Genomic DNA, 25,274 nt, shown 5'->3' on the forward strand with positions numbered 1-25,274 from the left:
GGTATGCTGAAAAGTTATTTGTCTATCACTAAACCGGGCATTATTTTCGGCAACCTGATTTCTGTTGCGGCGGGGTTCTTCCTCGCCGCAAAAACAGAACCAGCCAGTCTAATGTTGTTCGTTACGACGTTAGTTGGTGTTGGGTTAGTCATCGCTTCAGGTTGTGTGGTGAATAATATTTTCGATCGTGATATCGACCAAAAGATGGCACGTACACGAAATCGTGAAACAGTGAAAGGCAACATCAATATCGATATTGCGTTTGTTTATGCACTTGCTTTATTGCTGGTAGGAACCGCACTGTTATTTATCCGAGTGAACCCACTATCCGCTGTCGTCGTGTTGCTTGGTTACGTGTATTACGTGTTCTTTTACACGATGTGGTACAAACGTAACTCGGTGTATGGAACCTTAGTGGGAAGTATCTCAGGCGCAGTTCCGCCATTGGTGGGTTACTTGGCGGTAACAAACTTCATTAGCTTGGAAGCGATTTTACTCTTTACCATGTTCTGTCTCTGGCAAATGCCGCACTCTTATGCCATTGCCATGTTCCGCATGCAAGACTACCGAGAAGCCGGGATTCCCGTATTGCCAGTTAAAGAAGGTATTCATAAAGCGCATCGACACATGAAAGCGTATGTCGTGGCGTTTGGAGCAGTATCGTTGGGGTTATTTTTACTAGGTGAAGCCGGGTATGAATACTTAGCGGTTGCAGCGGTTGTTTGCTTTATGTGGACGAAAGTGACCTTTCGCAGCATTGATGACAACAACTACATCGCTTGGTCAAAGTCGGTGTTTAAAGTCTCACTGCTAGTGGTGATGGGGATCAGTGGTGTGCTTGGTGTCGAGTTGATTCCTCTAGCTCTGTAACAACCAAACCTAAGCGTTTGCTAAACGCCAATATCTTTTGCTGCTGAATGCATGAATGGCCTTACCTGGAAGTAAGGTCATTTAACTTTCTATTGTCCTTTATTTTCACTGTTTTTCCTGTTCCTCCTCTAGCTTCACTATCACGTATTCATATCTAAAAGCAAAAACAACCAGTGTGTAAAACATAGTGAAGCACGTTTTCGCTGACGCGTAATAATGCCAAGAGATAGTGACTATTAAGCTAAAAAGTATAAACAGCGCAATAACTCTATTTGCCATATGAAAATTCAATATCGATAGTTTGTAATGTAAACATTTGGGGAGAGTGCTAGTTCCCATAGCAGCATACAAACTAACAATGTGAATGTTTGAGTTGAATCACCAGCTAGCGAAATACAAAAGTTTTACGACTGAAAGTGGGTGAGGAAGCACCTTAGCTCCAGTGAAATGAACACGATTAAGAATCATCCTTTTACATAATCTAAAAACTCACCAAACCTTAACCCAGATTAAAGTTTTGTCGTCTCCGAGGCATTAAGGTGCGCCTGTAGTTTGCAGGTCTCAAGGATTCAGAGAAGGAACAGCCATACATCGTGTATCGCTGTTCCTTTTTCGTTCTTGTTTACTTGCGAAAAGATAAAACATAAAGACAACTTTAAGAGGACTGGTTTTGAGCATTTTGTTTTCCGAAGCCCGAATTGGCAACATGACCCTAAAGAACCGTTTTGTGAGAAGCGCAACGTGGGAGAACATGGCGACCGAAGATGGTCACATGACGGTAAAGCTTTACGATATTTACGAAACGCTTGCGAAAGGGGAAGTTGGGCTTATTGTTACGGGTTATGCCAATATCGTTGAAGAAGAGAAACCCAACGCAGGTATGATGGGGATCTACAACGACTCTTTTATTGAAGAATACAAAAAGCTAACAGAGCTAGTACATCAACAAGATTCTAAAATCGTGATGCAAATTGCTTACGGTGGCACCAAAACCACCCATAACGTCGGTGAGCGTGTCATCTTCGCTCCGAGTGACGTGCCTGAGCGTGGTACAAATACGCAAGGCAAAGCGATGACAAAGGACGAAATAGACTACATCGTAAAGGCATTCGCATTGGCGAGTAAACGTGCTCAAGACGCTGGTTTTGACGGCGTAGAGATTCATGCGGCGCACACTTATTTAATTAACCAGTTTTTAAGCCCGTACTATAATCGTCGCGAAGACGAATATGGTGGTGACTTAGAAAATCGCATGCGCTTTCTTTTAGAAATTTATTCTGAAACCAGAAAGCTGGTTGGAAGCGAATTTCCCATCCTCGTTAAACTGACGGCAACAGAGTTCTTTGACGGCGGTTTAACGTTCAATGAAACTCGCGTCGTCTGCAAGAAACTTGAAGAAATAGGCGTTGATGCGATCATCGTATCTGGCAATGTTCACGGCAAAGCAAACGAACTTGTTGGTCAAACGTTCGATGGTTACACACTACAAGAAGAAGGTTACTTTCACGAATATGGTCACGTGATCAGTCAGGACGTTAGCATACCGGTGATTACTGTCGGCGGGCTGAGCGACATTGATGCGATTGAGAAAATTGCAGAAAACACAGGTATCCAATTTTTTGCTGTGTCACGCCCTTTATTGGCTGAGCCACAGTTGATCAAACGTTGGAAAGAAGGCAATCGCGCACCAGTAGATTGTGAACGTTGCTCAAAGTGTCGTACCAAGCGTGGTAACTTTTGCGTGGTGTATAAGAACCGAAATCGTCGCAAAAAATAGAACGAAGCGAATACACAAATACAAATTAGCCTCCACTCTGAATATGGAGGCTTTTAATTATCCGCATGTTAATCGAACCATTATTTATCTTCTTTTTGATAGTTTAAATAATGCACACAAAGATCGTGAAATGCTTTTGCTTGAGGCGAGATCGTGCGGTCGGTCAACGTAAAGATACCAATTTGCCTTTCAAGTGGTGGATCGATAAGCGGAATCCAAACCAAGCGTGTTTCATTGGTTGGGAAAGCAAGCTTCGGTAGGGTCGTGACACCAATCCCAAGTTCTAAGACAGAAAACAGCGAAGTAATATTTTCGACCGAATAGAGCGCTTGCTGACTCAGAGCTCTTGCTGGGGTTGGATCGAGAAGTGTACAAGTGCCGTTACGGATAAAGGGTTGTTCCAACAAAGTTTGCCACTCGATTCCTTCTGGATGACTCGCAATAGGGTTGTCCTTTAAACACACCACACCTATTGGATCGGCTAACAGCGGCGTAAAGTCAATGCCGCCCTCATCGAGGTGAGAGGGGTTACCGAGCGCTAAGTCGACCTCACCGGAGAGTAGGCGAGCCTCGACGCCAGCGGCATTATCGTCTATCAAGCTTACTTCTACATTTGGATACTGCTCGCAAAAGGCACCCAACACGCTAGGGATGAGTTTCGCTGCAACAGAAGGAACGCTCGCAATTCGCACTCTCCCTTGCTGTCCGGCCGCGGCAGCTTTGAGATCGTTGTCCAGCGCACTGTAGATATTGAGAAACTGAACCACCTTGGGCAGACAAATTTCACCAAACGGGGTCAATTTGGTTTTGTTTCCGGGTTCAAACAGCGTTTGCCCTAGAATTTTTTCAAGCTCTTTTATCGATGTTGACAGTGCCGCCTGAGAACGATTTGCACGATGTGAAGCGGCTCGAAAGCCTCCTTCCTCGACTACCATCACAAAATGCATTAATTGTTGAAGCTTAATACTCATCCCTAATGCCTCTTAATCCCTTTATTTACGTTATTTTAAACAGAGTGATAAGTTTAATTTATCAAATGTCAAAAATTTACCGTTAGATTTATCGCCTGTCAATGTGCATCATTTAACCATATTGAAACAAAGCTGTTACAAAGGTTGAAAGGCACGTGAATACTCCTACTAAAAAACACCCAGTTAAAACCAGTCTATTTGCTTCTAAAGCGCCGCTTGAATGGGCGATAGTCAACAACGGAACCCTGTATACGGCTCAAATTCCTATTGATGACACAGGCGCGGTTGTGGAAGGCGGTATCGAAGCACAAACACGTCAAACCTTTAACAATCTCATTCACACCCTGGAGTGTGCAGGGGAGTCTTTGGACTCGGTGTTGCAGGTCCTGATTTATGTGACTGACAGAGAATACTTAAAGACCGTTAACCAAGTGTACGCGGAATATTTTGAAGCGCCGTACCCAAATCGCGCCGCCATGGTGGTTGCAGGGTTAGCGCGAGAAGAGATGTTGGTGGAGTTTGTTGTCTACGCGTCGGCAAGCCAACCAGAATAAATCCAACGAGAATAATTAGAGATCAGTGAGTGAGTGGCTTGCCATCACAAATCGGAAGAACAAGGAAAGAACCATGACTTTTATTAACAATGTTCAAGCAGAAAAATCCCTCTATATAGCAGGTGAATGGCAATCGGGCATGGACACCATCGCCAATATTAACCCTTCTGATATCAGCGAAAACATTGGCGATTTCGCACAAGCGAGTGTGTCGCAAGTAGAGCAAGCGATTCAAGCGGCTAAATCAGCGCAGCCAGAGTGGGAAAAAACACCAATCGAGCGCAAGCAAGCAGTGCTACAAGCGATTGGTGATGAGCTCATTGCACGATGTGACGAATTGGGCACCTTGCTTTCGCGTGAAGAAGGTAAGCCATTTGCTGAAGGTCGAGGTGAGATTTACCGTGCTGGCCAATTCTTCCAATACTTTGCTGCTGAGGTTCTGCGTCAAATTGGCGATAGCGCTGCTTCCGTCCGTCCAGGTGTCTCCGTTGAAGTTACTCGCGAAGCCGTCGGCGTTATCGCCATTATCTCTCCTTGGAACTTCCCAACAGCAACAGCGGCTTGGAAAATCGCGCCAGCACTTGCGTTTGGCAACAGCGTCGTCTGGAAGCCTGCCAACCTAACCCCAGCAAGTGCCGTTGCGCTGACAGAGATTATCCATCGCCAAGGTTTACCTGCTGGCACGTTTAACCTCGTTTTGGGTAGCGGTTCGCAAGTAGGTAATACCCTTATCAATTCGAAGGATGTGAACGGCGTGAGCTTCACTGGTTCTGTGGACACAGGCCGTAAAGTTGCAGCGGCAACGGCACCAAATTTTGTGCGTTGTCAGCTAGAGATGGGTAGCAAAAATGCGCTCGTAGTGGCAGATGATGCAGACATTCAGATTGCTGTCGAAGCAACAATCGCAGGCTCATTCTCGGGTGCAGGTCAAAAGTGCACCGCGTCTTCTCGTCTTGTCGTTATGGACGGAGTTCACGACGCGTATGTTGAAGCGCTAATCAAACGCATGAGCGAACTTAAAGTGGGTCACGCTCTAGAAGAGGGCGTGTTCATGGGCCCTGTTGTTGATGGTAACCAGCTGAATGCGAACTTTGAGTGGATCGAAAACGCACGCCAAGCAGGCGCGGAGCTGGCTTTCGGTGGTGAGCGTCTGAGCCTAGAGCATGACGGTTACTACATGTCACCAACTCTGTTTTTAAATACACAGAATGGCTGGGAAGTGAACCAAGAAGAAGTCTTTGCGCCAATGGCGAGCGTGATTCGCGTTTCTGATCTGGATGAGGCAATTGCAGTCGCGAACGATACGCGCTTTGGCCTGACAGGCGGCATTATCACGCAAAGCTTGCGTAATAGCGCGATCTTCAAACAGCAAGTCCAAACGGGCTGCGTCATGGTTAACTTGCCAACTGCGGGTACAGATTATCACGTTCCATTTGGTGGCCGTAAAGAGTCTAGCTTTGGTCCTCGTGAGCAAGGTCAGTACGCCAAAGAGTTCTACACCGTAGTGAAAACCGCTTATCAGCGTCCTTACTAAGATGGGCAGGGTAACTGATGGTGTCAGTTACCCGCACGAAAAGGCTAAGAAATTGTTTAAGGAGTGGTTATGTACCAACAACGGATTGTGATTGACGGATTGCAGTACTGCAATTGGGATCGAGAGTATTTCCAAACGCTTAAGGCGAGTGGCATTACCGCCGTTCATGCCACCATCGTCTACCACGAAACTGCGCGCGAAACCTTGACGCGTTTTGCTGAGTGGAACTTGCGCTTCGAGCAAAATGCGGACCTCATCATGCCTATTTATTCAATGGCAGATGTAGAAAAATCCAAAGCAGAAGGCAAAGTCGGCATCTTCTTCGGCGCGCAAAATTGCTCACCAATCGATGATGAAATTGGCCTGATTGAAGTGATGCGCCGTCAAGGTCTGCTGATCATGCAACTGACCTACAACAACCAAAGCTTACTGGCGACAGGTTGTTACGAACAAAACGATTCCGGCGTAACTCGCTTTGGTAAGCAAGCGATTGAAGAGATGAACCGAGTCGGGATGATCATTGATATGTCCCACAGCGCGGAGCGTTCGACGTTGGAAGCTATCGAGCTCTCTTCGCGTCCAATTTGTATCAGCCATGCTAACCCGACGTTTGCGCATGACGCACTGCGCAACAAATCCAACACCGTGATCAAAGCACTGACGGAGCGCGGTGGTTTGATTGGATTCAGTTTATATCCATTCCATTTGCCAAATGGCAGCCAGTGCACGCTGGATGATTTCTGCCAGATGGTAGCGAAAACCGCAGACATGTTTGGCGTCGACCATTTAGGCATCGGTAGTGATCTGTGCTTAAACCAACCGCAACAAGTATTGGAATGGATGCGCAACGGGCGTTGGTCAAAAGCGATGGATTACGGCGAAGGTTCAGCAAGTAACTCGGGATGGCCAGATGCGCTGCCATGGTTCTGCGGCAGCGCAGGGATGGAGAACATCTACAACGGATTAATGGGTCACGGATTCAGTGAATCTGAGGCTGGAAAAATATTGGGTGAAAACTGGTTCAACTTCCTTAAAGAAGGATTAGAGCCTATTTCATAGCATTCCCCAAAGTAGGAACCGCCTGCCCACATAATAACAATACGGCAGGCGTAAAACTCACATTTGTAGCCAGTCTTTGGCTGCTGCAAAGAACCTCTGGAGCCAGAGTATGTCTGATTTAACCAATAGCATGAAAGCTTCCACGATGAGCGTGTCATCGGGCAAGTCAAAAGCAAAACACAACACATCAACAACAGAAAACACGACGGACAAATTAGGACTGAATAACCCGGCCTTTTGGTATAGCGGTGGTTTCATCGCGTTGTTCGTTGCTATTGCACTTTATGACGGCGAGCTGTTATCTACGATCGTTAACGCTGGCTTTGGCTGGGCAGTTCAGGTATTTGGTCCATACTGGCAGTTACTGCTGCTTCTCACTTTTCTTATTGGTCTTGGCTTGGCTGCAGGGCGAACAGGCAAGGTGATGTTGGGCGGGATTGCAAAACCAGAAATGGATTCTTTCCGCTGGATGGCGATTATTTTCTGTACCTTATTGGCTGGTGGTGGCGTTTTCTGGGCCGCGGCTGAGCCTATCGCGCATTATGTTAGCCCACCTCCTTTGTACGGCGCGCAAGATAACCCGCAGCAAGGTGCGGTGAATGCGTTGTCGCAATCCTTTATGCACTGGGGCTTTCTAGCTTGGGCGATTGTAGGTAGCTTAACTTCCATCGTGGTGATGCACCTACATTACGACAAAGGTTTACCACTAAAACCCCGTATTTTGCTTTACCCAGTCTTGGGCGAACGAGCACTTAAAGGCCAACTCGGTGCATTGATTGACGCATGCTGCATTATCGCGGTAGCCGCGGGCACCATTGGTCCAATTGGGTTTCTAGGCTTGCAGGTTAGCTACGCGTTAAATGCGTTGTTTGATATCCCTGATGGCTTTACCACTCAGCTTATCATCATCTTGTTTGCGATTGCTCTTTACACCTTGTCAGCACTCAGTGGATTAAGCCGAGGCATGCAACTGCTTAGTCGTTACAACGTGATTCTGGCAATGGCATTGATGGTTTACATCCTGTTTTTTGGTCCGACGAATTTTATCTTTAACGGATACATTCAAGGTGTAGGAAGCATGTTGGATAACTTTATCCCAATGGCGACTTATCGCGGTGACGAAGGTTGGCTAAGTTGGTGGACAGTATTTTTCTGGGGCTGGTTCCTGGGTTATGGTCCGATGATGGCAATTTTTATTGCGCGTATTTCCCGTGGTCGAACTATTCGCCAAGTTATTTCCACCATCAGTATTGTGGCTCCGTTAACCACCTGTTTTTGGTTCACGATTGTGGGCGGCTCAGGCCTTGCGTTTGAAATTGCTGAACCGGGTAGCGTGAGTGCGGCGTTTGAGGGCTTTAACTTGCCAGGTGCTTTGCTTGCAGTGACTCAGCAACTACCAATGCCAATGCTGACTTCAATTCTATTTCTGATTTTAACCACGATCTTCATCGTCACGACGGGCGACTCAATGACCTACACAATCAGTGTCGTGATCAGTGGTGAAACGGAGCCGAATGCGATCATCCGTACCTTCTGGGGAGTAATGATGGGTGTGACGGCATTGATCCTAATTTCCCTTGGCTCTGGCGGCATCTCTGCTCTGCAATCTTTCATTGTTATTACCGCGGTTCCGGTTTCGTTGATTCTGTTACCGTCACTTTGGAATGCGCCACAAATTGCAATCAAAATGGCGAAAGAGCAAGGGCTATAACAATTATCCAATTCAAACAACGTGGAGCTTGTGCGGGTGTTTTCCTCCTGCATCCGCACAAACCCTAGTATTCTTACAATAACAAATAGGTGGTGAGCAAAATGGATGCACATCGTTCTACTTATACGGAAGCAACTATGCGCGATGCAGCGATTGTCATGGCAGCCGAAAGGCTTGGCGCAATGCACCAAAACCGAATCAGCTTTGTTCGCAGTCTGATTCGTAATATGGCAAGCCAAAACTGGCAAGTAACCAAGCATGAGTGGCAGCTTTGTCCTCGTGGTTATGGTCATGTGATTTACAAATTGACCACGCCAGAGCACGTTTATCATTTGGTGGTATTCTGTGATGAAATTGCCGACGACGAGCGTAATGATCGCGTAATTGCTGAAAAGTGGGACGTCACATTTGCACTGGTTCAAGGCGATGTTGATGTTACTTTGTTGGAAAGATTGCGAGAAAATGTACCGCTGCAAGAAGCGGGACGTAATCCAAACAACGTACTTGTTCTTGCTCGCGCAAACAAAAGTGTGCGCGTGTTTGAGCACATTGTTAGCGCGCTTTCTCAAGGCGAGCAGCCTGAGCCGAAAGAGTTAGCGGAAGTGGGTTATATCCTGCGTACCACAGCTGTTTATGGTAACGGAAAGTTTGGTATCGCCGATTTCAAACTGTTAGAGAACAACTCAGATTTCAGCCAGTCTTTTAGTGCGCAAATGTGTGCCGTATATATGTTGCGTGAATTCAGCCTAGATTGGGTGCACTATCTGGCACTTCAACAAGGTGGCGACAAGGCGGTGGCTTTGCATCGTGGCTTGCAGCGCTACCTTGGTGTCGGCAATGCTACTGGCTTAGGCATGGCTCCATACTTGATTAATCACCCGTGCATCGTTGACCAATGGATGACCTCTCGCGAACGTGCGGTAGCGCGAGTCTTTGCGATGCCATGTGAAGCGTCGTTCCATGCTCCTTTGCAAGGATTGCTGCAAAAAGCACAGCGTCATTTAGAGCAAGTCATCACCATCAATGAACATCAAGACAGGCTCAATCATCAAGCGATAGCAGACATCAAACAACTGCTATCGGAGCTAACAACGTTAATGGCATTACATCCGCACTGGGCGAGTTTGGTCGAGCATAAGAAAACAATGAGTGTGGAAGCCCAAGAAATCCTCACCTCTTGCTTGATCGAACTCTACCCATCTTTAGTGGATGAATTTGCTAGCCAAATGAATACGGATGAAATGTTATCTATTCCGGGCGGGAAAAAGATCCAAGATTTACTGGAAGTGTTGCAAAGCAAGTACCGCTGGGCGATTGATGCGGATTACTCACTAGCTGAGAACAACTACTGGTTCTGGTATCGCTCACAAGACAAAGAAGAGCCAAGGCTTGGTGTCCGCGGGGAAGAGGCTGGAGAAGAAAAAGAACTGCCGCTTGATATTGGCAGACAAGTGAATCGCTTGTACCAGGCCTTGCTTGACTGTGATGTAGAAATGTCCGTAGCAGAGTTTCTATTGCAAAAACCGGCTTATCGTTCGATCACACGTCGCGTATGGACGTTAGGCAACCGTGCGATGGGGGATATTCAAATGAATGTGCTGCGTAAAGATGCGTTACCAATGCACTTACTGCGCTGTAAATTGGCGATCTTTGGTGCGACTAAGTTTGATCCGCGCTCGGATCGTTGGGTTCGAGTAACTTTCTTCCAAGGTGCGCCGTTGTTAGATGAAATTCACGACCCTAAACTGGCAGACACGTGGATTTTCCCTAGCATGCCGCCGCGTGACGAAATTGCGCAAAGTGACAATCAAAAAATCAACGGAGGATTTGCATTATGATCGTCTCTCACAACGAATTGGTGGCCGCGGTTAATAAGGCATTTCTTGGCATGCGCCGTCACTGTGGTGAGGCGGATGTCATTGCGAACATGGTGGCGGACTTGCAAATGGTTGGCTTACATGGAGTTCGTCATTTTAATAACGCCAGTCTGTTTCTTGGGTTAGATTCAGACTGCGCCGTATCGGTGACCAACAGCACACCGTCAAGCATAGAGGTAGAACTGCACAACGGGAGTGTAGCGTGTCATTTACCCGCTGTGTTGGATTTCGCACTTGAGAAAATGATTAACCGTAAGTCGATTACCATTACGTTGAAACAGTGTCATAACCGTTGGTTGGGTTTCAGTGAGTTGTTGAAGCTCTCTGCGAAAGGCATCGCGTGTCGCGCACAATGGGTCAATGGCTCTAGTCCCAAGCGAACGCTTTATGTGTTAAACCGTGGACGAATCGCGCCAGAAGTCTTTTTCTCGGATCAGTTTGATGGGCATGATACGGATTTGCATAGTATGGTTATCGAGCTCTCCGTGAACGATTTCGATATCGAGAAAAGTGCACAAGGGTATACCACCCACATTGAAGGAGATGAGTTAAGCCGCACGCAACAAGCTTCTTGGCAAAATGGTATCTTTGTCGAAGACCAAGAATGGGAAACACTGAAACAAACCGCAACCGCGTTGCTGGTGGAGAACAGTGAGCGTTCTATGCTCGGTGCTGGTGGTGTGGTTTAAGCGATGAAAGGCGATGATTCCAAGTAGAAGTGATGAAGGCTGCTGTTTAGCGGCCTTTTTTGTGCGCGATGTTTGGTCACTTCTGAAGTTCAAAGACTATGATTACCGTTATCCGCAAGATGGAGCAACACAGGTAAGAAAAATGGATCTGCAAGAGAATAAAAGAAATGCCATTGCGTTTTACGAAACCGCCTATAGAGGTAATCCAAGAAAGGCCGTTGAAGACTACGTAGGTGATGAGTACATCCAGCACAATCCATTAGTTGGAAATGGCCCCGAGGCTTTTATCGAGTATTTTGAGCGGATGCAAAACGAGTATCCCGATAAAGATATTACGTTTGTGCGAGCCATTGCTGAAGGGAACTTGGTGGCACTACACACTCACCAAACATGGCCTAATGATATTGAATACGTGACAATGGATTTCTTTCGTTTTGATCACAATGGGAAGATCGTCGAACATTGGGACGCTCTGCAAGAGATTCCTAAAGAAACATTGAATGGTCACACCATGTATTAACGAGTCGTTGACGAGTCTCCCATGCCGTTTATTCAAACGGTATGGGAGGTTAAATGATTTGTGGCACTTTAAGTATTAATCATCAAAGCGCTTTTTCGATTCTCACCGCGACGTCTTCAGATACCCAGCCTTTCCACAAGTCAGGGTAGGTATTAAAGAAGTAAAACATCGCTTCTTCACCGTCCGAGTAGTTATCTTCCATCCAGGCCAGCATTTCACTCATTTGCTCGTTGGTAAATCCGCGTTTCTGCAAGTACGCGAATGCTTGGGGTTCTTTGCTCGCAAACGCCTCAGTTGTTACTGTGCGAACTGGAGAAGGTGGGTACATTGTTACTTTTGGTGAAGCGCAATCAGGCTGAGTGGTACAGTTGCGATACTCTTCTAAATCTGTTCCGCTACCAAAATCCACTTTGACCATATCATACTTGCCCAATACGGGGGTCGGTGACCAGTAGTAACCAAACCAAGGCATTTTGCGATCATAGGCTTTGGCGATGGTGCCAGCTAATGCTGCGCCAGATCCTGGGTCAACCATCTCAAAGCCGTGCTCACTTAACCCTAATGCATTAAACAAGTGACCGGAGGTGATTTGGCATGTCCAACCAGCAGGGCAGCTATAGAACGCGAACTTGTCATCATCTTCTGGGTGTTCAAATAGTTTGGCGTGCTTGATGACGCCTTCTATCGTCGCGAGTTCTGGATACTGTTTTACCAGATAGGCGGGAACCCAAAACCCTTCTTCACCACCATTGACAAGCGATTCACTAGCGATGCGCAAGCGTTTATCCGCAATCCCTTTATCAAGTGCTTCTTTAATACCGTTTGTCCATAACTCTGGCGCAACGTCAGGCTGTCCCTTTTCAATCATAGAGGTGCCTGTAGGAACGCTATCACCAGGGATCAATTCCGCATCGCACTGGTAGCCTTCATTTAAGACAAATTGGTCGATGTGCGCCATTAAGCTGGCCGAATTCCAATTCATGTCTGCGATGGTTATTTTTCCGCATTCGTCCGCATTTGCATGAGTAGATAATGCTGATAGCAGCAGAACAGAGAGCATTGAAGGTGTCGTCTTCATGTGACTGAATTTCCTTGTCGTTGTCATTTACTTCAGTATATACATCGGTTTATAAAGATTCAGTGAACAAGTTTTTTTCAGTGACGTTAAGCATAAAAACGGTGATTTATGAAGCGTTTGGTGAGGCGTGTTGAAAGGGAGTTAATACAGCAAGAACACTCCTTCGTAGCCGCCAATCTCAATATGAGAAACATAGTCGCCGATGTTACCGTCTTGATCTACAGGTCGCATAGGCTCTGGAAGCGCGATTGTCATCTTCGGTGAGGTGAAATAATCGATATTCTTGCCAAAGAAATCAGTTCGATACAGCACTCGGCCTTTAGTGAATTCGCGGGCTAACACCATCTCCGTAGGACCATGCACCACCACCGTATCGTCTGAGTGATACGCAAAGTACGTATAGGTTGGTAACAAATCGATAGCGCCATTGGGCAAGTCAGGATGAGCCACTTTGCTCATAGAAGCATCTCCAATGACAGTGTAATCGGCAGGATAGGGCGTGCTGGTGGACATCATTAGCGGAGTCGCCTGATACCCATCTGGGATTTGATTGGTTGGCTCTCCCAAATCAACGGCAAGCAAGGTGCTAGGTTGATAAGCAATATTCTTTGGTACGCCTGCCTTCCAGAAGTTGTCACTTGTTGTGTTATTACTTCCATATAAGTAGCCATTGTTCCACTGATTAAAGTAACTGCGCTCAGGGTGATAGTTTAAGTAGAACACCGCTAGTGCAGAGTATTGGTCCTGTTTCCAATTGTTTTCTGTGTTACCAAAGTATTGAACGCGACCATAACGCGTGGTCGCTTGATAAATCACTTTCTGGCCAGCTTTGGCGAGTGCAGAGTTATCCCAAAATTTAGCCAAGCCAGCATAGCCACTAAAGCCGGTAGCAGGGAAAAGGTAGTGCTCGCGCAAGTACAAGGAGCCAGCGTTAACCAAGTGGTTTTGCCCATTACGACCGAATAAGTTTGCCGTACCTATGTTGAGGCCAATTAACGCATCTTCATCCAGCGTTGCCAGTTTATTCAAGAACGCCGAGAATTGCGCTTTGTAAGCATCGTCAGCAGCTTGGCTACCCGCCACCAAACCAAGTTCATCCACTGTGCCTCCGGAATATATGTAGAACTGATTTGCACCGAGTAACTTATTCGTATCGTCGTTGTACGCACCATTTAAACCTTGTTTCGCCCATCCAGCTTGGTAAGAGTGGAGCATTGTATTGGCAAAAAAGGGATTGCCGAGATTGGTCAATGCCCAAGAAGAGGTTTGATTCCACATACGACCAAATGGAATAACGCGTGACTCCCAACGAAATCGTGCGGTTGCATTCTTATTCGAACGGTTTTTGTATTCATTCCAAGAAAGATAATTGTCTTGGTTTCGATCTGCAGATTTGTCGAAGCCACGAATTTTACGCCAGCGTTGAATGGTTTGACCTTCCGGTGTCTCCGTTGGTACTCCTGAGATATTGACGGCAGGGAAGCTATTTTTGAGTTGAATGTTTTCGAGACGTGGGCGGTTTTCTATGTTGTCGTCATGCCAAGTGATTTTCGCAACGTAAAGGCGGCCGCCGTCGCGTAAAAAGGTGGAGCCAAAGTACTGACCGCCACCATAAGTTTTTCCGCTACCATCATGCGTTGTAGCGCGAACCCAATCCAAAGGAACAGACCAGCTTACTGTTTGGTTTTTAGTCATGTTCTCAGTTTTGTCTTTTTTAATCGCGAAGCGTTTCCATTCAGTTACCTGACCAAACGAGTCGATGGCAGAAGGGTATTCAATCGTGAAGCTGCCGCCTTGAGCAAACTGAGAGAACGTAAAGGCTAAGCGGTCGAACTTCTCTGAGTGATAGACATAGAGGGCTCCACCATTATTCGCCTGACCAAATACATCAGCATCCCATGGCGGTGGTTGATATAGCCAAAAACCGGCGTGGTCAGCGCTGGCGGTATAGCCAACGATCATCGGTTTTCGATTGAGTAGAGTATTCTCACCATGGCTTGAGTCGACTTCAGCTAGGATAGTGTCTTCAGAAAAGTGGAGAAAGAAATCTTCGTAGTCAATTCCATTCAGTTCTGCGAGATTACGTATATCGTTTTCCAGCCAACCTGAGTTAAGTTCCAGCTTTTGGTTGTACATGTAACCAAGTGCTTGTACACGCTCATTATGACTTTTACTTTCGTAAGCGCCGAATAAGATATCAGCATAATCCAGTTCCCATTCACGTGTAGCCGCAGCAGAGATAGGCTTATCTTGAAGATCAATACCCTGTTCATACAACCCAGGTAATACGATTGCTGTTCTACTCCAAACGCTGGGTATAGAAAGTAAGCTCAGAGAAGCAAGTGCCATGAGAGAAAAACAATGCGACTTCAACATGGGGTTATCTCACTCATACTTAGATGACTCGAATTAAGGGCCAGAATACAAAGAGAAATTATAGTCTATTCACAAAGTCCTAATCAGGAACCCGCCGATAGAAGGCTTTACCGGAAATCGAGGGGGGAAGCCCGGCAAAAATGAGAAGGTCTGCGTCGGGTGTAGTACGTTCAAAGACTCAAAATTCCGTCTACACAAGCACAAAAGTAACCAGAATTTTAACCTTATTTCGATTGCCATCATATTGTTGGATTTTCATCAACAATTTCAGTTAAAACCAACTGATTAAACCAGTCATATTCTCTGTTGTATTGATTGCTTATCATACAAAAATTTAACAAAATTAATTTTTATACATTTTTATTGCATAAAAAATCCTTTTGAGTAATATAAATGCCAAGTGACAATTAATGCGGTATGTCAGCATGACTATTCAGGTAAGCGGAATCAATAAATCCTATGGTGAGACACAAGTGCTTCACGATGTCAGCTTTAAGTGTGAAAGCGGCGAAACACTGGTGTTACTCGGTCCGAGTGGTGCAGGGAAGAGCTCTCTACTACGTGTTCTTAACCTTCTTGAAGGAGCGGATAACGGCCAGTTAAACATCGCTAATGACGCATTCGACTTTTCAACTGAAATCAAAGAGAAGCAAGGTTTAGCGCTTCGTCGTAAAGTGGGCATGGTGTTCCAACAGTACAACCTATGGCCGCATATGACAGTGATGGAGAACCTGATTGAGGCTCCGGTAAAAGTCGCTGGCATGGATAAAGAAGAAGCGAAGAAGCAGGCAATGCAAATTCTTGCGACGCTGCATTTGGCAGACAAAGCGGATGCATGGCCGATGCAACTTTCTGGTGGTCAGCAACAACGTGTGGCGATTGCTCGTGCATTGATGATGAAACCGGAAGTCTTGCTTTTTGATGAACCGACCGCTGCGCTTGATCCGGAAATTACTAACCAAGTCGTTAAGATTATTAAAGATTTAAGCGAAACCGGAATTACACAAGTAGTTGTGACGCACGAAGTGGATTTCGCCAAGAAAATCGCTAGCCACGTACTGTATTTAGAAAAAGGACACATCGTTGAGCACGGCACAAATGATTCGTTTTCTAACCCGCAAACCGCCCAGTTTGCTGACTACTTAAATCACTAAATCACGTTTTTAAAGTTCAGTCTATTTAACAGATAAGCTCGGCTGTCATTGCGAGTGTCAGCCCACTAAGTACACACGGAGTATTGCAATGAAAAAGATTCTACTAGCTTCACTAATCGGACTTGTCTCAGCGAATGCAGCAGCACAAGAAGAGATCAAATTTGCGATGGAAGCGACGTACGCCCCATTCGAATACATGGATGAAAACAACCAAATCCAAGGTTTTGATGTGGATCTGGCGAACGCACTATGTAAAGAAATGGAAGCAAAATGCACCTTCCACAACCAATCTTTTGACAGCCTGATCCCTGCATTAAAATTCAAGCGTTACGATGCGGCTATCTCTGCAATGGATATTACTGACGCGCGTTTGGAGCAAGTGAACTTTTCTGACCCTTACTACGACAACTCAGCAGCGTTTGTTTCTATCAAAGAAAAAGTGGCCGATCAAAAAGCACTAGAAGGTAAGCGTGTTGGTGTTCAAAACGGTTCAACACACCAAAGCTACCTGATTGAGCAAATGCCAGGCGTAACAGCGGTTCCTTACTCAAGCTACCAGGACGCATTCATCGATATGAAGAATGGCCGTATTGATTCTGTATTCGGTGACACAGCAGTCGTAGCGGAATGGTTCAAGAAAGAAGACAACCTAGCGTACGTAGGTGAGCACGTTACTAACCCTAAATACTTCGGTAACGGTTTCGGTATCGCAGTAAACAAAGGTAACGACGAGCTAGTGAACAAGCTGAACACGGCACTGAAAACAGTGAAAGCGAACGGCGAATACGACGTAATCTACAACAAGTACTTCGGTAAGTAATATGGCACTAACGGGTTACTCTTTATCGCTTGTTCAAGCTAGTTGGATGACTGTCCAGCTAGCCTTTACAAGCCTTTTAGTCGGTTTGATTCTGGCAGTGGTATTCGCCAGTGGTGAAATGTCTCGCCGCGTTTTCGTTAAATGGCCAATGACGGCGTTTGTGACGATTGTACGTGGTTTGCCAGAAATCCTTGTCGTGTTGTTCATCTATTTTGGTTCGACGCAGGTTCTGTTTTTAATCACCGGCGACTTTATTGAAGTTAGCCCGTTCTTGTCTGGCGTGGTGGCGTTGTCATTGATCTTCGCTTCCTACGCTTCTCAAACTCTACGTGGCGCATTAAAAGCCGTTGGAAGAGGGCAGAGAGAAGCAGCAAGTGCACTCGGCATCAGTCAAGCACACGCTTTCGTTCGCATTGTTTTACCACAAGCAGTAAGACACGCACTACCAGGTTTAACTAACCAATGGTTGGTTCTGCTGAAAGACACCGCGCTTGTATCACTGATTGGCGTAACGGATTTGTTGAAACAAGCGCAGCTAACATCTGCAGCGACGCATGAAGCGTTTACATGGTACGCAACCGCTGCGGTGATTTACCTAGGCATTACTTTGATTACACAACGTGCCGTCAAACTGATTGATAAGAAGTTCTCAATTCAAGGCATGAGCATGGGACAGGAGGCGACCGCATGAACGAACAACACGTTTGGCAAATGCTGGATGGCTTAGGCACTAGCCTCCAATTGACCGCCGCTTCCTTGGTTGTGGGCTGTCTTTTAGCTCTGATGATGACGCTGACTCTGATCCTACGTACTCCGGGTTTGCATTGGGTAAGTCGTGGCATCATCACCTTGTTCACAGGTACGCCTTTGCTGGTACAGATCTTCTTGGTGTACTACGGTCCGGGTCAGTTTGATGCCGTAAGAGAAAGTGTATTCTGGACATGGTTAAGCCAACCTTGGTTCTGTGCGATGTTAGCGCTAGCACTCAATACCGCTGCATACAGCACTCAGTTGTTCAAAGGAGCGTTTAACGCGATTCCTTCTGGTCAATGGCAAGCGTGTCGTGCATTAGGTATGAACAAAACCGCAACACTAAAAGTACTGCTGCCATACGCTATTCGTCGTGCGGTTCCGGCTTACTCGAACGAAGTGATTTTGGTCTTCAAAGGTACGTCACTAGCAAGCACGATTACGATCATGGATCTGATGGGCTACGCGCAACGCATTAACGCACAAACCTACGACACGTTGACGGTATTTGGTATTGCAGGCGCATTTTATTTAACGGTAAATGGTGTGCTGACTCTCATTTTCCGTCAGGTAGAGAAGAAAGCACTGGCGTTCGAAGCCGCATAATCCTTCGATCAACACTCATCATTTAGTTCCACAGTGCCTCTGCAAATGACTCTCTTGCAGGGGCATTTTTATATTCGTCATGGCAAATCTCTCAAGTTCCACCAAACTTAATTCAACGTAATTGCATTGGTGGCATCATGGAAAGAAGACACTTTTTAGCGCTGTGGACATTGTTGTTCGCACCCTCTTTAAAAGCGACGACACCAATGCGGCCGACGCCAGCACAAACAGAAGGGCCATTTTATCCAGTAGTGGATATTCCTCTTCGTCAAAACTTGATTCTGCAATCAGAAGGCTTGGTCGGTGAACCTATCGTGTTGCAAGGCAGAGTAGTAGATACATCGGGAAACCCTGTCTCAGGCATCAAAGTAGAAATCTGGCAATGCGATGGGCAGGGGATTTACGATCATCCTAAGCAACCAAATAACGATAAGTTTGATGCGCACTTTGCGGGCTTTGGTGCGGTAGAAACTCAATCGGATGGTCACTACTTGTTTCAGACCTTGTACCCTGTGCCTTATGCCTCTCGTCCGCCGCACATTCACGTTAAGTTGTGGCGGGGTAACAAAGAGCTTCTGACCACTCAATTATACTTAAGAGGCAATACTGGTGATGAATGGTGGGGTGGCAAAGCCCGTGATTATCTGCAGTTTGAAACTATACGAATCGACGGGCGGTTAACGGGCCAATTTAACTTTGTGATTGGCTAGCTAATCCGGTTAAGCCATTAACTCAACCAATTGCGCCAAGCATTCTTTATCCAGTATCGGATGAGGCTCGACGCCCGTGACCAAAACGATATCCACGGAAGGTAGCGATGGCATATCGTCTAAGATCTTAAGATCCTCGCTAACGCTAATACTGCCCATCGCACCGATAGCCATGCCTGAACGTACAATTGCTCGTTGTGCAGAAGCCGTATTGCAACATGCCAGTAGTTGATAAGGAGTGCCACGTTTGGTTAATCCGTCTACTGCTGCCGCATGGTATTTACAGTCGGTTTGGAATAGGGCGAGAGGGAGAGGTTGGGCGTTCTCAATGTCAAAATCAGGATGAGCAATCCACACGCCTTTGTCGCTCGCTAGCCAATAACCTTCTTCACTATCCGGTGCTCTTGTCACAATAGCGGCGTCTAGCTTTCCTTCATCTAGTTTCTCTCTCAAGGTGATGCTTGGCTCACTGAAGACTTGAATTGAACATGTGGGCTCAGATTGCTGTAATACGCGGATGACTTTAGGCAAGATATTGTCGTTGTAATCCTCTGGGCAACCTAAGCGAAGAGGGCGCTTGTTTTCATAGCGCCTCACTTGTTTCAGTGCTTGATTGTGCAAGCTAACCAATTGCTCTGCGTGAGAGCGTAGTGCTAATCCCGCTTCACTTAAGACAAGATTGCGACCTTCTTTTTCAAACAAACTGACGCTGAGTTCGTCTTCTAGCTTACGCATTTGCGCACTGAATGCGGATTGGGTGCGATTGATCTGCTTGGCTGCACGAGTGAAACTTCCCGTTTCGACAAAAGCCAGAAAGCTGCGTAACGCATCGATATCCATATCTAAAACTCATCCATCGTTTTTGTTGAAGTGTTCCATCAAAACTATCCGTTAGTCCCCTTAAATACAATCAGATATTGTGAATGGGTACTCAAAACACAAACCGCATGGAGGCGTCATGAAACTGTTTATTGCTAACCAAAACTACTCAAGCTGGTCACTGCGCGCATGGCTGATCTTTTCTCAATTCAAACTGGATGTCGAAGTCACCAAGCTCAAATTATTCACGGAAGATTTTTATAAGACCTTGGAAGGTATTACACCAACCGTGAAAGTCCCTACCTTAGTGGATGATGACGCAACCGTGTGGGATTCATTAGCTATTTTGGAATACGTTAACGAGCAATACTTACAAGGCAAAGCATGGCCAAGTAAGTCTGCGGAACGGGCTAAAGCACGCGCCATCGCATCAGAAATGCATTCGGGTTTCTTTAACTTAAGAAGCGAACTCCCAATGAACATCCGCGCACGCAGAAAAGTCGATCTAACGGAGGGAGCACGTAAAGATATTGCTCGCATTGACGCTATTTGGGCAGAGCAAGCAGAACTGCATCCAAACGGTTGGCTATTTGGAGAATGGTCGATAGCGGATGCTATGTATGCACCTGTGGTATTGCGTTTCCAAACTTACGGTATCGAGTTATCCGAAGGTGCCAAAGCTTACCAACAGAAGGTGCTAGCAAGTGAATCTTTACAGCAATGGTTGGAAGAGGCGAGCCAAGAAACGGATATCGTAGAAGAGGACGAGGCAGGGGAAGAAGTATAAGCGCATCTTGCGATCGCCTGTAGCAAGGGAAAGCATGACAAAGCACGCTTTCCTCTTCTAGGATAGTTGTAGTTTCCGGTGCGTTTAAGCTAGGTGTTCAACAATCGCTCTGCCTACGCCGTGTGCGCTCGTTGGGTTTTGACCTGTGATGACACGATCATCCACAATTACAAACTCTTGCCATGGTTGCACTTTAGAGTAGCGCGCTGCGCTGCGTGCAAGAGATTCTTCCAATAGGAATGGGATATCGTTGATGGTGCCGAAGTCGATCTCTTCTTCGCGAGTGAAACCTGTTACTGATTTAGACGCAAGCAGCTTTTCGCCATTGCTAAGCGTGATAGGAAGAAGAGCGCCCGGACCATGACAAACTGCTGCCACAATACCGCCATCTTCATAGTGTTTTGCGGAAATCTTGGCAAAATCTTCGTTGCTCGCTAGGTCTGAAAGAAGACCAAAACCACCCGGATAGAAGATCGCATCGTAGTTGTCACCGTTGATTTGTGACACTGGAATCGTGTTGTTGATGCGGTTCTGGAAATCATCATCCGCCAAAATTTTCTCGTTCACTGCGTCGCCTTCGATGTCGGTTCCGTACAGTGGTGCTTGCCCGCCTTTGATAGAGGCAATGTCGTAATCGAAGCCTGCACCCAGCAGTTCGCTAAGGGCATGAGTGAGCTCTGGCGCGTAAGTTCCGTTTGCTTGGTCAGTTTCACCTAGGGTCGCATGGTTCGTCACAATGATGAGTACTTTCTTCATGATGGTTTCCTTTTTGGCTTACGTGTATTTGTTGAACACCTTCATACTAATTGCTAATCAAATAAGTGATAATACGATTAATTGGCAAAACATTATTGCTATATAGCAAAGGTAAGTATGGACAGTTTTGAAGGCATCAATGAGTTTGTTACGGTTGCTGAGAGCTTAGGGTTTTCTGCAGCGGCAAAACAGTTAGGTTGCAGTACCAGTCACGTCAGTCGCCAAGTCACAAGACTAGAAGAGCGATTAGGTGTCGCTTTGTTAGCACGTTCGACAAGAATGGTGAGTCTAACGGAAGCGGGGCAAGCGTATTATCAACAGTGTAAAGAGTTGGTGATTGGGCTTCAGCAAGCCAATGAGCAACTCACCACGCAGCAAACTCAATTGAGTGGTACGTTACGTGTGAGTGCCGCTGGTGCGTTTTCTGAAAACCATGTAGCGCCTGCCTTGATGGCGTTTGCCAAGCAACATCCTAATCTCACGGTAGAAATCAACTTCAACACCAGCATGGTCAACTTTATTGAAGATGGTTTCGATTTTGCCATTCGTTACGGTAGGTTGAGTGATTCAGGCTTGGTTGCGAGAAAGCTGGTGGATCGTCCCATGGCAGCGGCAGCCAGTCAGCGTTATCTCGATGAACATGGTTTGCCAACGCACCCCGAGCAACTCAAGCGTCATAGCTGCATTATTGCCAACAAAGACGTTTGGTTGTTTGAAAAAGATGGCAAGCCTTTAGATGGCGTAAAAGTGCAGGGCAGATGGAAGAGCAATAACGCACACACGGTCTTGCAAGCCTGTGCAGAAGGATTAGGTGTGGCGTACTTACCGAAGAGCAGTTTCAACGATGCTATTTCGTCTGGTCGTTTGGTGCCAATCCTAGAGCCCTATTGGGGAAGTGGCAACAGCAGCTGGATTGTTTATCAGAATCGTCACTTTCTACCACTACGAGCGCGATTGGCTATCGACTTCTTGCTTGATCATTTTGCCGATTGGCAGGAGTAATGAGGCTCTGCCAATCGGTTTGTTTATCCATTTGTTAGATCGTCAACATACTAACGTATCTACATGTTTTGATAGCTCGGTCCACCGCCACCTTCTGGTGCTTTCCACGTGATGTTTTGCGAAGGATCTTTGATGTCACAGGTTTTGCAATGCACGCAGTTGGCGGCATTTATCTGAAACTTCAACTTATTGTCCACTTCCACCACTTCGTAAACCCCAGCGGGGCAATAGCGCTGACTCGGTTCGTCATACATACCTAAATTCACATCAATTGGAATGTGAGGGTAAGTCAGAACAAGGTGACAAGGTTGATTCTCTTCGTGCTGTGTTCCCGACAAAAATACCGACGAAGGCTTATCAAAACTGATTTCACCATCTGGTTTTGGGTATGCAATTGGGTGGCACTCTTGTTTAGGTTTTAACTGCTCATGATCGTGCGAATAGTCCTTGATAGACCAAGGTAACGGCTTCTTAACCAGTGGTTGCCACAGGTTGTGTTCAAAAGTCGAAAGAGCACCGCCAAGTATGCTGCCCAACTTATGAATGTTCGCGCCAAAGTTACGCGTTTCGGCGAGTTCGTCATACAACCATGATGATTCAAACAACGACTGGTAGTCTGGCTCAGAAGCTCCAGTTTGTCGGGCCGTATGTACCGCTTCTGCTGCAATGATTCCGGATTTCATTGCTGTGTGGCTGCCTTTAATTTTTGCGACGTTCAAAGTCCCCGCATCACAACCAATCAATAAACCGCCAGGGAATTGCTGTCTCGGCAGAGAGGAAAGCCCACCTTTCGCAATGGCTCTTGCGCCGTAAGCGATGCGCTGAGCACCTTTCAAATGTGTTTCAATAGCAGGATGGTGCTTAAAGCGTTGAAATTCGTCAAACGGACTCAAGTAAGGATTGCTGTAATTCAAGTCGACAATAAGCCCGACGGCGATTTGGTTGTTCTCCATGTGATAGAGAAAACCGCCGCCTGTGGTATTTGTTTCACTCAAGGGCCAGCCAGCGGAGTGGATAACACTGCCAGATACATCCTTACTGTCAGTGGGTAACTCCCATATCTCTTTTAGGCCAAGCGCGTAGTGCTGTGGTTGCTTTCCTGCGTCTAGGTCGAACCTTTGAATAAGTTCTTTACCCAGATGTCCGCGACAACCTTCAGCAAAAAGGGTGTATTTTGCCCTTAGCTCGATACCTGGTTCAAAGTTAGGTTTGGCCTGGCCGTTCTTATCTAGTCCCATATCGCTCGTGTTAATGCCTGTCACGGCGCCTGTCTGATCATAATTGATGCTTGCAGCGGCAAAGCCCGGAAAAACTTCCACCCCAAGATTTTCTGCTTGGTTAGCGAGCCAACGGCAAAGGTTGGCAAGGCTAATTACGTAATTATTCTCGCCATTTATCATTGGACGCGGTGTAAGGAAGTGGGGAACGCGAATATGGTTTTGTTCAGTAGTAAGATAAAGGAAATCATCTCGTTGAACTGAGGCTGCTAGCGGGGCGTCCATTTCTTTCCAATTGGGGAAAAGCTCATCTAAGGCACTAGTTTCAAAAACAGCGCCAGATAAAATATGTGCGCCCACTTCTGAGCCTTTTTCTACAACGCAAATTGAAAGTGCGTCACCTTCACTGTCTTGGCTGAGTTGAGCTAGCCGACAAGCGGCGCTTAAGCCTGCAGGTCCGGCCCCCACGATCACGACATCAAACTCCATGCATTCTTGTTCCATCTCTATGCTTCCTTTCTATTATCGTCATCTGCGTGACAGGTTTTTGGTTTCTATACAGAAAACTATAGCTCAGTTGACGTTAACGTGAAGTGGACTAAGCTCAAGTAATGGATCTGACGTGTTATATGAGGCATGACCATGGAAGACCGACCATTAGCAACACTTGTGCTCGCAGAGCATGACAACCAATCGTTGGCTGTAGGGACGCTGTGTGCAATTAAAGCGGCATTTGAGATTAAGGATGATGATAAATCGCTTCCTGTTTCTGTGTTGCTTATTGGTTATCAGTGCCAATCAGTTTTGGATGAGTTGAATTGTGTTCAAGGTGTTGCAGAAATTATCTGGGTTGATGCGAAGGGATATGAACATGGATTAGCGGAAAATATCGCACCTTTGATCTCACAAGTAGCCAAAAACTACTCACACATTCTTTCTCCTGCCAGTACATTTGGTAAGAATGTGATGCCTCGTGTGGCGGCGTTGCTTAATGTTGGTCAACTTTCTGACGTGATGACAATCGAGTCTATCGATACGGTGATTCGTCCAATTTATGCTGGAAATGCATTGGCGAGAGTCACGTCGAATGATCCCTATAAAGTGATGACCATAAGAAGTACGGCTTTTGATGCCGCAGAGCTATCTGACACGCCAGTTGTCCCTAAGCTTACTCAAGTCGACACGGTGATTATCAATAAACTTAGTGAGTTTGTTTCGCAACAAACGCCAGAAAGTGAGCGACCAGAATTGCCAGCGGCTAGAGTAGTAGTGTCGGGTGGTCGTGCATTCGGGAGTAAAGAGAAGTTTGTTTTAGTAGAACAATTGGCTGACAAGCTAGGTGGAGCGGTAGGGGCGTCACGAGCGGCGGTCGATGCGGGCTATGTGTCTAATGACCATCAAGTCGGGCAAACCGGCAAAATTGTTGCACCGGAGTTATACATTGCCGTCGGAATTTCTGGCGCGATCCAGCATTTGGCGGGAATGAAAGATTCCAAGGTGATTGTTGCAATTAATAGCGATCCTGATGCGCCTATTTTTGACATTGCTGATTATGGATTGGTCGGCGATTTGTTTGTGGTAATGCCAGAGCTGTTAGAGAAGCTGTAGATATAGTCTTGCTTCCTAAAACAAAAGGC

The 25,274-nt window shown here is 46.4% G+C and carries 23 protein-coding genes; 17 read left to right on the plus strand and 6 right to left on the minus strand.

Annotated features, from left to right (window positions below; genetic code table 11):
- The first annotated feature begins 3 nt into the window (after positions 1-3).
- Positions 4-870 carry a heme o synthase gene (gene cyoE, locus R8N46_RS03475; RefSeq protein ID WP_021036012.1) on the plus strand — a complete coding sequence of 289 codons (867 nt, stop codon included), beginning with the start codon at positions 4-6 and terminating at the stop codon, positions 868-870.
- 670 nt (positions 871-1,540) lie between these two features.
- Positions 1,541-2,647 (plus strand): NADH:flavin oxidoreductase, encoded by a 1,107-nt coding sequence (locus tag R8N46_RS03480; RefSeq protein WP_062730958.1) that lies wholly within the window; start codon positions 1,541-1,543, stop codon positions 2,645-2,647.
- Positions 2,648-2,727: 80 nt separating this feature from the next.
- Here R8N46_RS03480 and R8N46_RS03485 read toward each other — a convergent pair whose 3' ends face one another.
- Complete coding sequence (locus R8N46_RS03485; RefSeq protein WP_005375788.1) at positions 2,728-3,618, minus strand: LysR family transcriptional regulator; 891 nt, start codon at positions 3,616-3,618, stop codon at positions 2,728-2,730.
- A gap of 155 nt (positions 3,619-3,773) precedes the next feature.
- Between R8N46_RS03485 and R8N46_RS03490 the strand changes: the two genes are divergently transcribed.
- The 7 genes from R8N46_RS03490 to R8N46_RS03520 all read left to right on the plus strand — a co-directional run bounded on the left by R8N46_RS03490 (position 3,774) and on the right by R8N46_RS03520 (position 11,562).
- A complete protein-coding gene (locus R8N46_RS03490) occupies positions 3,774-4,172 on the plus strand; it encodes a RidA family protein (protein WP_005375789.1) in 399 nt (132 codons plus the stop codon).
- 73 nt (positions 4,173-4,245) lie between these two features.
- On the plus strand, positions 4,246-5,706 hold the full coding sequence (locus R8N46_RS03495) for an aldehyde dehydrogenase family protein (protein WP_031781215.1): 1,461 nt from the start codon (positions 4,246-4,248) through the stop codon (positions 5,704-5,706).
- Positions 5,707-5,775: 69 nt separating this feature from the next.
- Positions 5,776-6,765 carry a membrane dipeptidase gene (locus tag R8N46_RS03500; protein ID WP_115386697.1) on the plus strand — a complete coding sequence of 330 codons (990 nt, stop codon included), beginning with the start codon at positions 5,776-5,778 and terminating at the stop codon, positions 6,763-6,765.
- Positions 6,766-6,874: 109 nt separating this feature from the next.
- Positions 6,875-8,476, plus strand: coding sequence for a BCCT family transporter (locus R8N46_RS03505; RefSeq protein ID WP_005388593.1), 1,602 nt, complete (start codon positions 6,875-6,877; stop codon positions 8,474-8,476).
- A 101-nt stretch (positions 8,477-8,577) separates the two neighbouring features.
- A complete protein-coding gene (locus tag R8N46_RS03510; protein WP_054576781.1) occupies positions 8,578-10,314 on the plus strand; it encodes a hypothetical protein in 1,737 nt (578 codons plus the stop codon).
- Complete coding sequence (locus R8N46_RS03515) at positions 10,311-11,042, plus strand: DUF3726 domain-containing protein (protein WP_025767672.1); 732 nt, start codon at positions 10,311-10,313, stop codon at positions 11,040-11,042. The genes R8N46_RS03510 and R8N46_RS03515 overlap by 4 nt, the downstream gene beginning before the upstream one ends.
- A gap of 142 nt (positions 11,043-11,184) precedes the next feature.
- Complete coding sequence (locus R8N46_RS03520) at positions 11,185-11,562, plus strand: nuclear transport factor 2 family protein (RefSeq protein WP_031777276.1); 378 nt, start codon at positions 11,185-11,187, stop codon at positions 11,560-11,562.
- 82 nt (positions 11,563-11,644) lie between these two features.
- Here R8N46_RS03520 and R8N46_RS03525 read toward each other — a convergent pair whose 3' ends face one another.
- Positions 11,645-12,640, minus strand: coding sequence for an ABC transporter substrate-binding protein (locus R8N46_RS03525; RefSeq protein WP_054576780.1), 996 nt, complete (start codon positions 12,638-12,640; stop codon positions 11,645-11,647).
- A gap of 141 nt (positions 12,641-12,781) precedes the next feature.
- A complete protein-coding gene (locus R8N46_RS03530; protein ID WP_213972153.1) occupies positions 12,782-15,016 on the minus strand; it encodes a hypothetical protein in 2,235 nt (744 codons plus the stop codon).
- A 425-nt stretch (positions 15,017-15,441) separates the two neighbouring features.
- Here R8N46_RS03530 and artP point away from each other — a divergent pair, with 425 nt between their 5' ends.
- The 5 genes from artP (at position 15,442) to R8N46_RS03555 (ending at position 19,056) form a co-directional block, all read left to right on the plus strand.
- Positions 15,442-16,170: an arginine ABC transporter ATP-binding protein ArtP gene (artP, locus tag R8N46_RS03535; protein ID WP_017634245.1), complete on the plus strand. Its 729-nt coding sequence runs from the start codon at positions 15,442-15,444 to the stop codon at positions 16,168-16,170.
- Positions 16,171-16,258: 88 nt separating this feature from the next.
- Complete coding sequence (locus tag R8N46_RS03540; RefSeq protein ID WP_005443853.1) at positions 16,259-16,990, plus strand: arginine ABC transporter substrate-binding protein; 732 nt, start codon at positions 16,259-16,261, stop codon at positions 16,988-16,990.
- A gap of 1 nt (position 16,991) precedes the next feature.
- Complete coding sequence (gene artQ / locus R8N46_RS03545; protein ID WP_042521067.1) at positions 16,992-17,681, plus strand: arginine ABC transporter permease ArtQ; 690 nt, start codon at positions 16,992-16,994, stop codon at positions 17,679-17,681.
- Positions 17,678-18,346 (plus strand): arginine ABC transporter permease ArtM, encoded by a 669-nt coding sequence (gene artM / locus R8N46_RS03550; protein WP_005388569.1) that lies wholly within the window; start codon positions 17,678-17,680, stop codon positions 18,344-18,346. Before artQ ends, artM begins: the two co-directional genes overlap by 4 nt.
- Positions 18,347-18,483: 137 nt before the next feature.
- Complete coding sequence (locus R8N46_RS03555; protein ID WP_054576775.1) at positions 18,484-19,056, plus strand: protocatechuate 3,4-dioxygenase; 573 nt, start codon at positions 18,484-18,486, stop codon at positions 19,054-19,056.
- A 9-nt stretch (positions 19,057-19,065) separates the two neighbouring features.
- Here R8N46_RS03555 and R8N46_RS03560 read toward each other — a convergent pair whose 3' ends face one another.
- Positions 19,066-19,896 carry a LysR family transcriptional regulator gene (locus tag R8N46_RS03560; protein ID WP_042521063.1) on the minus strand — a complete coding sequence of 277 codons (831 nt, stop codon included), beginning with the start codon at positions 19,894-19,896 and terminating at the stop codon, positions 19,066-19,068.
- A gap of 118 nt (positions 19,897-20,014) precedes the next feature.
- Here R8N46_RS03560 and R8N46_RS03565 point away from each other — a divergent pair, with 118 nt between their 5' ends.
- Positions 20,015-20,662 (plus strand): glutathione S-transferase family protein, encoded by a 648-nt coding sequence (locus tag R8N46_RS03565; RefSeq protein WP_042521061.1) that lies wholly within the window; start codon positions 20,015-20,017, stop codon positions 20,660-20,662.
- A gap of 84 nt (positions 20,663-20,746) precedes the next feature.
- Here R8N46_RS03565 and R8N46_RS03570 read toward each other — a convergent pair whose 3' ends face one another.
- Positions 20,747-21,418: a type 1 glutamine amidotransferase domain-containing protein gene (locus tag R8N46_RS03570; protein WP_005388562.1), complete on the minus strand. Its 672-nt coding sequence runs from the start codon at positions 21,416-21,418 to the stop codon at positions 20,747-20,749.
- A gap of 117 nt (positions 21,419-21,535) precedes the next feature.
- Between R8N46_RS03570 and R8N46_RS03575 the strand changes: the two genes are divergently transcribed.
- Positions 21,536-22,420, plus strand: coding sequence for a LysR family transcriptional regulator (locus R8N46_RS03575; RefSeq protein WP_005388553.1), 885 nt, complete (start codon positions 21,536-21,538; stop codon positions 22,418-22,420).
- Between the two features lie 59 nt (positions 22,421-22,479).
- Here R8N46_RS03575 and R8N46_RS03580 read toward each other — a convergent pair whose 3' ends face one another.
- Entirely contained in the window at positions 22,480-24,141 is a 1,662-nt protein-coding gene (locus R8N46_RS03580) for an electron transfer flavoprotein-ubiquinone oxidoreductase (RefSeq protein WP_213972156.1), read from the minus strand.
- A gap of 138 nt (positions 24,142-24,279) precedes the next feature.
- On the opposite strand from R8N46_RS03580, the gene R8N46_RS03585 reads away from it, so the two are divergent.
- Positions 24,280-25,245: an electron transfer flavoprotein subunit alpha/FixB family protein gene (locus R8N46_RS03585; protein ID WP_005375829.1), complete on the plus strand. Its 966-nt coding sequence runs from the start codon at positions 24,280-24,282 to the stop codon at positions 25,243-25,245.
- Positions 25,246-25,274 lie beyond the last annotated feature (29 nt).

Source organism: Vibrio sp. 1874, from assembly GCF_033344395.1.
In the GTDB taxonomy this organism is placed as follows: domain Bacteria; phylum Pseudomonadota; class Gammaproteobacteria; order Enterobacterales; family Vibrionaceae; genus Vibrio; species Vibrio alginolyticus.